Annotated in this window: 3 protein-coding genes; all 3 read right to left on the reverse strand. The window is 62.1% G+C overall.

The features are described from left to right. Positions 1–61 precede the first annotated feature (61 nt). The 3 genes from VGD20_RS16370 to VGD20_RS16380 all read right to left on the reverse strand — a co-directional run bounded on the left by VGD20_RS16370 (position 62) and on the right by VGD20_RS16380 (position 3,013). Positions 62–919: a DUF817 domain-containing protein gene (locus VGD20_RS16370; protein WP_331135462.1), complete on the reverse strand. Its 858-nt coding sequence runs from the start codon at positions 917–919 to the stop codon at positions 62–64. Further along, positions 912–1,718, reverse strand: a complete 807-nt coding sequence (locus tag VGD20_RS16375; protein WP_331135463.1) for a lipid II flippase Amj family protein — start codon at positions 1,716–1,718, stop codon at positions 912–914. The genes VGD20_RS16370 and VGD20_RS16375 overlap by 8 nt, the downstream gene beginning before the upstream one ends. Before the next feature lie 116 nt (positions 1,719–1,834). After that, positions 1,835–3,013, reverse strand: coding sequence for a VWA domain-containing protein (locus VGD20_RS16380; protein WP_331135464.1), 1,179 nt, complete (start codon positions 3,011–3,013; stop codon positions 1,835–1,837). Positions 3,014–3,212: the final 199 nt, after the last annotated feature.

Genomic DNA, 3,212 nt, shown 5'->3' on the forward strand with positions numbered 1-3,212 from the left:
GTCCTTCTTCTTGCGGCGTCGAATGAAAGAACGGCCCTTCGACAAGCTCAGGGCGAACGGATTAGGAGGTGGTTTCCGGCGCCTTCGGCCGCTGGACCAGGCTGACCAGCACGAACGAGATGATCATCAGCAGATACCAGCTGCCGAGCTTTTCCACGCCGACCATATGCCAGCCGTCGTCCTGGCTGGGGTAGGTCCAGGCGCGCGCGAAGGTGCCGATATTTTCGGCAAACCAGATGAACAGCGCGACGAGGCCCCAGCCGACGAGCAGGGGCATCCGGCGATGGACGTGCAAGGGGCGGAACCATACCTGACAGCGCCAGAAAAGCAGCGCGGTTACGGCGAAGAGGAACCAGCGGATATCGTACACCCAGTGGTGCGCGAAGAAATTGACATAGATTGCGGCGGCAAGGGCATAGCTTGCCCAGGCGGGCGGATACCCCGTGTAGCGAAAGTCGAAGATGCGCCAGACGCGCGCGATATAGCTGCCGACCGCGGCGTACATGAAGCCCGAGAAGAGCGGCACCGCGCCGATATGGAGCAGGCTTGCCTCGGGATATTGCCACGAACCGGCGGCGGTCTTGAACAACTCCATCACCGTGCCGACGATGTGGAAGATCAGGATGACGACCGCTTCCTTTGGCGTTTCCAGCCGGAAAGCGAGCATGCCGAACTGGATCAGCACCGCGCCGATCGTGATCGCGTCATAGCGGTGGAGCGGCGCATCGTCGGGCCAGAAGAGATGCGTGCCCAGCAGCAGCGCGAGCATCAGGGCGCCGAACAGGCATGCCCAGCCCTGCTTGAAGCCGAAGGTCAGGAATTCGAGGAACCAGCCGCGCGGTCCCGGTTCGACCGCCATCGCCTCGAGCCGCGCGCGCACGGAATGGAAGCGGCTGTGGCCGCGCTCACCGTCAGACATAGATAGCGACCCAGGCGATCAGCGCTGCGGCGGGAAGCAGCAGTGCCTGCGCGAGGATCGTGCCGGCAAGGCGGCTCAAGGAGATGAAGGTGATCGCACGGCGGAAATCGGCCTCGTCGACTTTGCCCTCGACCGCATCGTCGGTCATCACCGAGAGTTGCGGGTCGATGAAGGCGAAGAGCAATATCGTCGCGAAGCCGTTGATCAGCGCCGAAAGCTGCGACGCGGTCACGCGGAATTCGGGAGCGAGATAGCCGGCGTAGAGCGAGGCGACGACACCGACGGCGAGCAGCGACTGCGCGAGGCAATTGGCGATCAATACGCCCCAACCGATCCCCTTCGGCATTTTCCAGCCCCTGAGATGGGCGAAGCTCGGAAAGGTGAGCGATTGGCGGAGCGTGCGCAGGCCGCTCGGACTCACTGCTTTCACCGCCAGCTTCGTCGTCGAGCGATTGTTCTGGTACCAGCCGATCGCGGCCGCGAACATGCGCTGGCCGGTGGGGACGAGCAGGATGCCGGTCAGCGTCGCGACGCTCGCCGCAGCAAGCACGAACTGCATGTCGATGAACAGCGATGCGCCGCTGCCGTCATGGATGCGCGTCTCGATGCGCTTGGCGAGGAAGGGGCCGAGGAAGCTGTTCGACGTGCGCGAGAAGAGCACGAGGATGTTGAACAGCGCGAACGACATCGCGATGCGCCGCGTACGGACGCCGGCGATGCGCGCGGCATAGGCGAGCGCGCCGATCAGGTTGATGAAACCGGTCAGCAGCAGGATGGTGACGAGGGGGAGGTCGATCATGAGGGCCTAATTTCTCGTCATTGCGAGCGAAGCGAAGCAATCCAGGGCGGTTTGCATGCGCTCTGGATTGCCACGGGCCTTCGGCCCTCGCAATGACGATTAAATGAAACTTTGGGTCAATGCTTTCGCGTCAGTTCGCGCATCGCGTCGTCCAGCCCGGCGAGGCTCAGCGGATACATACGGTCGTTCATCAGCTGCTTGATCAGCTTCACCGACTGGGTGTAGCCCCAATGAGCCTCGGGCACCGGGTTCAGCCACACCGCGGCGGGATAGACATGGGTGATGCGCTGGAGCCAAACCGCGCCCGATTCCTCGTTGAAATGTTCGACGCTGCCGCCAGGATGGGTGATTTCATAGGCGCTCATCGACGCGTCGCCGACGAAGATCACCTTATAATCATGGCCATATTTGTGGAGGATGTCCCACATCTGGTGGCGTTCGGACCAGCGGCGTTTATTGTCCTTCCACACGCCTTCGTACGGGCAATTGTGGAAATAGAAGAATTCGAGATTCTTGAATTCGCTCGTCGCGGCGCTGAAGAGTTCTTCGCACAGCTTGATGAAGGGGTCCATCGACCCGCCGACGTCGAGGAACAGCAGCAGCTTGACCGCGTTGCGCCGTTCGGGGCGCATCTTGATGTCGAGCCAGCCCTGCCGCGCGGTGCCGTCGATCGTGCCCGGGATGTCGAGCTCGTCGGCCGCGCCCTCGCGCGCGAACTTGCGCAGGCGGCGGAGCGCGATCTTGATGTTGCGGGTGCCGAGTTCCTTGGTGTTGTCGAGATTCTGGAACTCGCGTTTTTCCCAGACCTTCAGCGCGCGCTTGTGCTTGCTTTCGCCGCCGATGCGAACGCCCTCGGGATTATAGCCCGAATTGCCGAACGGCGAGGTGCCGCCGGTGCCGATCCACTTGCTGCCGCCCTCGTGGCGCTTTTGCTGTTCCTCGAGCCGCTCTTTCAGCGTCTCCATGATCTTGTCCCAGTCGCCGAGCGACTCGATCGCAGCCATTTCCTCGGGCGTCAGGAACTTCTCGGCGACCGCCTTCAGCCAATCGGCGGGGACATCGACAGGGTTCTGGCCATAGTCCGAGATGATGCCCTTGAAGACCTTGTTGAACACCTGGTCGAAGCGGTCGAGCAAGCCCTCGTCTTTCACATAGATCGCGCGGCTGAGGTAATAGAATTGCTCGGGGCTGCGGTCGATCACCTCGCGGTCGAGCGCTTCCAAGAGCATCAGATGCTCTTTGAGGCTGGCGGGAATGCCCGCGGCGCGAAGCTCGTCGAGAAAGCCGAAAAACATGGAGGGAGGCGTATCGCGTTCGGCGGTGGCGTGCAATCACTTTACGTGAACGTAAAGCGAGGGCGGTGGCGAGAGGCAAGGATGGTTTTGCGAAGGAGCGGTTACTACCGGAGGCTTCCGATAGGGATGTGCACCCCGGCGAAAGCCGGGGTCCAGAATTCTGACGCGAACTTAGCGTGTTACCGCATGGGCCCCGGCT

This window comes from Sphingopyxis sp. (genome assembly GCF_036402335.1).
Classification (GTDB): Bacteria; Pseudomonadota; Alphaproteobacteria; order Sphingomonadales; family Sphingomonadaceae; genus Sphingopyxis.

Bases quoted from the DNA above. Each gene is read 5' to 3' on its own strand.
- VGD20_RS16370 (WP_331135462.1), bottom strand. From the start codon at position 919: ATGTCTGACGGTGAGCGCGGCCACAGCCGCTTCCATTCCGTGCGCGCG.
- VGD20_RS16375 (WP_331135463.1), bottom strand. From the start codon at position 1,718: ATGATCGACCTCCCCCTCGTCACCATCCTGCTGCTGACCGGTTTCATC.
- VGD20_RS16380 (WP_331135464.1), bottom strand. From the start codon at position 3,013: ATGTTTTTCGGCTTTCTCGACGAGCTTCGCGCCGCGGGCATTCCCGCC.